At 70.6% G+C, this 6,165-nt stretch carries 8 protein-coding genes; 2 read left to right on the top strand and 6 right to left on the bottom strand.

Annotated features, from left to right (window positions below; all coding sequences use genetic code 11):
- The 4 genes from IF54_RS40090 to IF54_RS0137505 form a co-directional block, all read right to left on the bottom strand.
- Positions 1 to 253 (bottom strand): GntR family transcriptional regulator (locus IF54_RS40090; RefSeq protein WP_037821128.1); only part of this gene is annotated, 253 nt, incomplete at its 3' end.
- A 132-nt stretch (positions 254 to 385) separates the two neighbouring features.
- Positions 386 to 1,324 (bottom strand): beta-ketoacyl-ACP synthase III, encoded by a 939-nt coding sequence (locus tag IF54_RS0137515; RefSeq protein ID WP_030327138.1) that lies wholly within the window; start codon positions 1,322 to 1,324, stop codon positions 386 to 388.
- 147 nt (positions 1,325 to 1,471) lie between these two features.
- Positions 1,472 to 1,609 (bottom strand): MFS transporter small subunit, encoded by a 138-nt coding sequence (locus tag IF54_RS43145; RefSeq protein WP_020141330.1) that lies wholly within the window; start codon positions 1,607 to 1,609, stop codon positions 1,472 to 1,474.
- Positions 1,575 to 2,909 carry an OFA family MFS transporter gene (locus IF54_RS0137505; protein WP_030327137.1) on the bottom strand — a complete coding sequence of 445 codons (1,335 nt, stop codon included), beginning with the start codon at positions 2,907 to 2,909 and terminating at the stop codon, positions 1,575 to 1,577. The genes IF54_RS43145 and IF54_RS0137505 overlap by 35 nt, the downstream gene beginning before the upstream one ends.
- A gap of 240 nt (positions 2,910 to 3,149) precedes the next feature.
- On the opposite strand from IF54_RS0137505, the gene fdhD reads away from it, so the two are divergent.
- Positions 3,150 to 3,998: a formate dehydrogenase accessory sulfurtransferase FdhD gene (gene fdhD / locus IF54_RS0137500; protein WP_030327135.1), complete on the top strand. Its 849-nt coding sequence runs from the start codon at positions 3,150 to 3,152 to the stop codon at positions 3,996 to 3,998.
- 15 nt (positions 3,999 to 4,013) lie between these two features.
- Here the strand turns inward: fdhD and IF54_RS0137495 are convergent, their stop codons facing one another.
- Both IF54_RS0137495 and IF54_RS0137490 read right to left on the bottom strand, forming a co-directional pair.
- A complete protein-coding gene (locus IF54_RS0137495) occupies positions 4,014 to 4,544 on the bottom strand; it encodes an isochorismatase family protein (RefSeq protein ID WP_030327134.1) in 531 nt (176 codons plus the stop codon).
- A 19-nt stretch (positions 4,545 to 4,563) separates the two neighbouring features.
- Positions 4,564 to 5,001 carry a MarR family winged helix-turn-helix transcriptional regulator gene (locus tag IF54_RS0137490; RefSeq protein WP_030327133.1) on the bottom strand — a complete coding sequence of 146 codons (438 nt, stop codon included), beginning with the start codon at positions 4,999 to 5,001 and terminating at the stop codon, positions 4,564 to 4,566.
- A gap of 110 nt (positions 5,002 to 5,111) precedes the next feature.
- On the opposite strand from IF54_RS0137490, the gene IF54_RS0137485 reads away from it, so the two are divergent.
- Complete coding sequence (locus IF54_RS0137485; protein ID WP_030327131.1) at positions 5,112 to 6,029, top strand: quinone oxidoreductase family protein; 918 nt, start codon at positions 5,112 to 5,114, stop codon at positions 6,027 to 6,029.
- The last annotated feature ends 136 nt before the right edge of the window (positions 6,030 to 6,165 follow it).

The following is a 6,165-nucleotide window of genomic DNA, read 5'->3' as shown; positions in this document are numbered from 1 at the left end:
GCTCATGCACAAACGCACCCTGAGCCGGCCGCAGATCCACCCACCCCTCCGTGTTCAACCGCTGCAACGCCTCCCGCACCGGCTGCCGCGACACCCCCAAATGACCCGCCAGCTCACTCTCCACCAGATGCTGACCAGGCTGAAGCGCACGCGTCGTGATCAACTCCAACAACGCCCCGTACACACGATCACGCAGCGGACCCGGACGTTCGAGCTTCGGCACGGATCCCTGCGGCAGTCCTGTCGACAGCATCGCGGTCCCCCTCCTCGACAGGCGGACATGTCCATTGCGTTTTGTCTACAGTCTACGGCGCCGGGCGACCAGGTAAACCGGCCGTCGGTCTCCTCACACACCTGACCGCCCGATTCAGGGACGGCGGATGCTTCAGGGGCAGCGGACGACCTGGCCCGCGTAGGAGAGGTTGCCGCCGAAGCCGAACAGGAGGACCGGGTCCCCGCTGGAGATCTCGCCCTGCTCGACCAGCTTGGAGAAGGCCATCGGGATGCTCGCCGCCGAGGTGTTGCCGGACTCGGTCACATCGCGGGCGACCACCGCGTTCGCGGCGCCGATCTTCTCCGCGAGGGGTTCGATGATCCGCAGGTTGGCCTGGTGCAGGACCACCGCGGCCAGGTCGGCCGGGGTCAGGCCCGCGCGCTCGCAGGCCTGCCGGGCCAGCGCCGGCAGCTTGGTGGTGGCCCAGCGGTAGACGCTCTGCCCCTCCTGCGCGAACCGCGCCGGCTCGCCCTCGATCCGCACGGCGTGCCCCATCTCGGGCACCGACCCCCACAGCACGGGCGAGATGCCGGGGACCTCGGCTCCCTCCACGACCGCCGCGCCGGCCCCGTCGCCGACGAGCACACAGGTGGTGCGGTCGCTCCAGTCGGTCACCGCGGACATCTTGTCCGCGCCGATGACGAGCGCCCGGGTCGCCGCGCCGGCCCGTACCGTGTGGTCGGCGGTGGCCAGCGCGTGGGTGAAACCGGCGCACACCACGTTGACGTCCATCGCCGCGGGCGAGGGGATGCCGAGCCGGGACGCGACCCGCGCGGCCATGTTCGGGGAACGGTCGACGGCGGTCGAGGTGGCGACCAGGACCAGGTCGATGTCCGTGGGGGCGAGCCCGGCCGCGGCCAGGGCCTTGGCGGCGGCGTGCGCGGCGAGCTCGTCGACCGGCTCGTCGGGTCCCGCGATGTGGCGGGTACGGATCCCCACCCGGGACCTGATCCACTCGTCGCTGGTGTCGACCAGGGCTGCCAGGTCCTCGTTGGTGAGCACCTTCGCGGGCTGGTAGTGGCCGACGGCAGCGATCCGCGAGCCGTTCATGGGGGTCCCCCTCGTTGCCTTGGGTAGCCGGATTCACCAGTCTGAACAGTGACTCACGGGTACGCGGGCACGTAACGCCACAGGAATCGGGCGCCCGAGTTGTCGGCTTCCCTCACTCTCTCGGACGCCCGAACACCTGCCGAACAGTTACCCGGTGAACAACTGGGTCGCCTTCTGGACCAGCTCGTAGAGCCCGTACGCGAGCGGCGCGCCCACCCACACCCAGGCGAGGGCGATCAGCGGGCGCCGGTCAGGCGGACTCTGGCTGCTGTCGTGCTCCGACATCGACTGCCTCCCTCGGTGCGGGGATGTGGTGACGGACGTTGACGGGGCGGACCAGCTCGTTGGCGACGAAACCCACCACGAGCAGCCCGATCATGATCACGAACGACATGCCGTAGAGCGCGGATCCGCTCTTGCCCGCCTCCTCCTGCCGGTCGGCGATCCAGTTCACGATGAGCGGCCCGAGGACGCCCGCGGTGGACCAGGCGGTGAGGAGCCGGCCGTGGATGGCGCCCACCTGGTAGGTGCCGAAGAGGTCCTTCAGATAGGCGGGGACGGTCGCGAAGCCGCCGCCGTAGAACGACAGGATCACCAGCGCGCACAGGATGAACAGGGGCTTGGAGGAGTCGCCGAACAGGGCGATGAGCCCGTACATCACCGCTCCGACGCCCAGGTAGACCCGGTAGATGTTCTTGCGTCCGATCAGGTCGGAGGTCGAGGACCAGCCGATCCGGCCCGCCATGTTGGCCGCCGACAGCAGCGCGACGAAACCGGCCGCGGCCGACACCGAGACGGGGGTGGACGTGCCCTTGAAGAAGTCCGTGATCATCGGGGCGGCCTTCTCCAGGATGCCGATTCCCGCGGTCACGTTCATGCAGAGCACGACCCACAGACACCAGAACTGGGGCGTGCGCACGGCGTTGCGGGCCGAGACCTGGGGCCCCTCGAAGGCGCTGGGGGCGCTCTCGACGGGCTTCTCGCTGCGCGGTACGCGCACCAGCAGGACGCCGAGGAGCATGAAGACGGCGTACGACAGCCCGTGCACGAGGAACGCGAGCGCGATCCCGGAGCTGTCGGAGCCGAAGGACTCCAGCATCTGCGCCGACCAGGGCGAGGCGATGAGCGCGCCGCCGCCGAAGCCCATGATGGCGATGCCGGTCGCCATTCCGGGCCGGTCGGGGAACCACTTGATCAGGGTGGAGACGGGCGAGATGTAGCCGATGCCGAGGCCTATGCCGCCGACGAAGCCGTAGCCGAGGACGATCAGCCAGTACTGCTCGGTGGCGGCGCCCAGTGCGGACAGCAGGAAACCGGACGAGAAGCAGATCAGCGCCACGGTCATCGCCCAGCGCGGTCCGTTGCGCTCCACGAGGGTGCCGCCGAACGCGGCGGACAGGCCGAGCATCACGATGCCGAGCTGGAAGGGCAGTGCGCTCTGCGTGCCGCTCAGACCGAGCGCGGACTCGAGCGGCGGCTTGAAGACGGACCAGGCGTAGGCCTGACCGATGGAGAGATGGACCGAGAGAGCGGCCGGGGGCACGAGCCAGCGGCTCCAGCCCGGGGGCGCGACAGGGGGACTCATGATCCCGGACGGTAGGAAGGAAGGGGGGAGTTGAAAAGACGGCACGTCGACCGTATGCGATGAGCGGTATCCAACACGCGCCGAACGGTCGCACGGGTGGATCGGGCCTCTTGCTCGCCCTCGACAGACTTCATACTGTAGACAGTATGAAGTCTGTGAGTACACACTCCATGTGCAGGACAATGAGATCGTGAAGGCCGTCCGGCCACCAGCACGTACAGAACCGGGACTGAGACACATATGGGACGAGTCACGGAACGACGCAAGGTGATCCGCATCCGCGACGGGGCGGTCTCGTCCCGGCCGGACACACTGGTCGCCGAGGAACCGCTGGAGATCCGGCTGAACGGCAAACCGCTCGCGATCACCATGCGCACGCCCGGGGACGACTTCGCGCTCGCCGCCGGTTTCCTGGTGAGCGAGGGGGTGCTCGCCGAGCAGGGTGACCTTCAGAACATCGTCTACTGCGCGGGCGCCACGGCGGACGGCTCGAACACCTACAACGTCGTGGACGTGAAGACGGGCCCCGGTGTGGTGATCCCCGACATCACGCTGGAGCGGAACGTCTACACGACCTCGTCCTGCGGCCTGTGCGGCAAGGCGAGCCTCGACGCCGTCCGGACGACGGCCCGCTGGCCGATAGCCGACACCCCTCCGGTCCGGGTGGACCCGGACCTGCTGGCGACCCTGCCCGACCGGTTGCGTGCGGCCCAGCGGGTGTTCGACCGGACCGGAGGCCTGCACGCCGCCGCCCTGTTCAGCGAGGACGGCGAACTGGTGGACGTACGGGAGGACGTGGGCCGCCACAACGCGGTCGACAAGCTGGTCGGCCGTGCCCTCCAGAACGGCGACCTGCCGCTGTCCCGCACCACGCTGCTCGTCTCGGGCCGTGCCTCCTTCGAACTCGCGCAGAAGGCGGTGATGGCCGGCATCCCGGTGCTCGCGGCGGTGTCCGCGCCGTCGTCACTGGCGGTGGACCTGGCCGCGGAGACTGGTCTGACGCTGGTGGGCTTCCTGCGGGGCAGCTCCATGAACGTGTACGCGGGCGAACACCGGCTGGCACTGGAGACGGCGGTGGCCACGAACTGACCGCCGCGGCCGGGGTCAGTCCGCCGCGGTGAAGCGCACCTGATCCACCGTCACCACCGTGCCCAGGCGCGGGAAGTCGAGCCTGGTGGACGCCTCGTGCTCGGCCGTGGTGAAGGCGGCCATGGCGTCCTCGACGAAGACCAGGTCGTAACCGAGGTCACCGGCGGCGCGGGCCGTGGACTCGACGCCGAGGTTGGTGGCGATCCCGCCGAACACCAGCGTGGTGACGGCGTGTTCCCGCAGGCGGGCGTCCAGGTCGGTGCCCTGGAACGCGCCGATGGTCCGCTTCACGATCTCGATGTCGCCGTCCCGGCCGAGACCGGCCACGAGTCCGCTGCCAGGAGGCTGGTCGGCGACGCCGGGCCGCTGGACGCGCACCAGTACGACGGGTGCACCGGCCGAGCGGAACACGGTCGCCAACTCCTCGGCGGCGGCCAGCACTTCGGTTCCCTTCCGGGGTTCGAGGGGCAGCGCGACGATACGGTCCATCAGGTCGACGAGCACGAGGGCGGTGCGTGCGGGGTCGAGCGCGAGGGGTGCGGTCATGACGGAACGTTATCCGCCGTCAGCCCTCCGTGCCGGAGATCCGGATCAACAGGCTCATGAACTGCGCGCGTTCGGCGGCCGTGAGCGGGGCCAGCAGCTCGTCGTTGGCCTGCCGGGCGGCCCTCTCGCAGCGCTTGAGCAGCCGTGCGCCCTCGCCGGTGAGGGACACCGCGTTCTTGCGGCGGTCCGTGGGGTGCGGCTCGCGCACGACGAGGCCGGCGGCCTGGAGGTCGTTCAGGATGCCGACGAGGTCCTTGGGGTCGAGGTGCACCCCGCGGCCGAGGTCGGCCTGGGCGACGGGGGCGAGGTCCCGGACGGCCGAGAGCACCACGTGATGCCACATCTTCATGTCCTCCGCGGCCAGCGCCTCGGCCACCAGGGCCCGGCCCCGGGCGGCGGCACGACCGAGGAGCCAGCTGGGGAGGGAGCGGATCGCGGGGAGGGGAGCTTCGGCCATGCGGTCAGCCTAGCCACTATTCGTTGGACATCCCAACGACTACTCCCCTATCGTTGGGATTCCCAATGAATTCCTCGTCGGGGTGACACCAACCATGGGAGGTCGGGCCGATGCGTCGGGTCCGTTACGAGTCCACAGGTGGCCCCCTGTTACTGGAGGAGGTGCCGGTGCCGGAACCGGGGGCCGGCGAACTCCTCGTACGCTGCGAGGCGGTCGGTGTCACGCTGCCCGTCGTCCGCAAAGTCAGCGAGGCCCCGGAACCGGTGCCCCTCGGGGGCGAACTCGGCGGGGAGGTGGTCTCCGTGGGCGCCGGGGTCACCCGCTTCCGTCCCGGTGAGCGGGTCACCGGCCTGTGCTTCGGGCACGGGTACGCCGACTTCGCGCTCCTGCACGAGGCCATGGCGTCCCCGATACCCGACGACGCCACGGCGGTCGACGCGGTCGCACTGGTCCGCGGCGGACTTGTCGCGCTCGGCTCCCTGGAGGCGGCCCGCCCCGAACCCGGCGAGTCGGCCCTGATCACGGCGGCCGCGAGCGGGGTGGGCCATCTCGCCGTGCAGCTCACCCGCATCCGGGGCGCCGCTCGCGTGGTGGGCGCGGTCTCCGACGCGGCCAAGGCGGACTTCGTGCGGTCGCTCGGCGCCGACGCCACCGCCCTTTACCGGGAGGGCAGTTGGGGCGACCCGGTGGACTACGTCCTCGACGCGGTCGGCGGCGACCTGCTCACCCCGGCGCTCGCGGCCCTCGCCCCGGGCGGACGGCTGGTGGCGTACAGCTCGGGCGGCGGGACGATCCGGGCGTACGACCTCCTCGTCGGCGCGAAGTCCGTGACCGGCTTCCAGATGGCCCGGATCGCCCGGGAGCGGCCGGAGTTGTACGAGCGGTGGCGGCGGGACCTGTGGCGGATGTTCTCGGCCGGCACCCTCCGGCCCGTCGTGCACGGGGAGTTCGCCCTGGAGGACGCGGCGAAGGCACATGCGGCGATCGAGTCGCGGAACAACCTGGGAAAGGTGGTGCTGCGTCCGTGACCGCCGCCACCTCACGGATCGCCGCGCAGCCGACTCCGCGCGTCCCCGAGCCCGCCGCCCTGGCCGACTCCGCGCGTCCCCGAGCCCACCGCCCTGGCCGAATCCGCACGTCCCCGAGCCCACCGCCCTGGACACC

Source organism: Streptomyces sp. NRRL B-3229 (assembly GCF_000719505.1).
GTDB classification, from domain to species: Bacteria; Actinomycetota; Actinomycetes; order Streptomycetales; family Streptomycetaceae; genus Streptomyces; species Streptomyces griseorubiginosus.
The sequence above is the reverse complement of the archived record's forward strand: the minus strand, read 5'-3'. Positions and strand labels throughout refer to the sequence as shown.

Coding starts and splice junctions, on each gene's coding strand:
- fdhD (WP_030327135.1), top strand. CDS start 3,150: ATGGGACGAGTCACGGAACGACGCAAGGTGATCCGCATCCGCGACGGG.
- IF54_RS0137485 (WP_030327131.1), top strand. CDS start 5,112: ATGCGTCGGGTCCGTTACGAGTCCACAGGTGGCCCCCTGTTACTGGAG.
- IF54_RS0137490 (WP_030327133.1), bottom strand. CDS start 5,001: ATGGCCGAAGCTCCCCTCCCCGCGATCCGCTCCCTCCCCAGCTGGCTC.
- IF54_RS0137495 (WP_030327134.1), bottom strand. CDS start 4,544: ATGACCGCACCCCTCGCGCTCGACCCCGCACGCACCGCCCTCGTGCTC.
- IF54_RS43145 (WP_020141330.1), bottom strand. CDS start 1,609: ATGTCGGAGCACGACAGCAGCCAGAGTCCGCCTGACCGGCGCCCGCTG.
- IF54_RS0137505 (WP_030327137.1), bottom strand. CDS start 2,909: ATGAGTCCCCCTGTCGCGCCCCCGGGCTGGAGCCGCTGGCTCGTGCCC.
- IF54_RS0137515 (WP_030327138.1), bottom strand. CDS start 1,324: ATGAACGGCTCGCGGATCGCTGCCGTCGGCCACTACCAGCCCGCGAAG.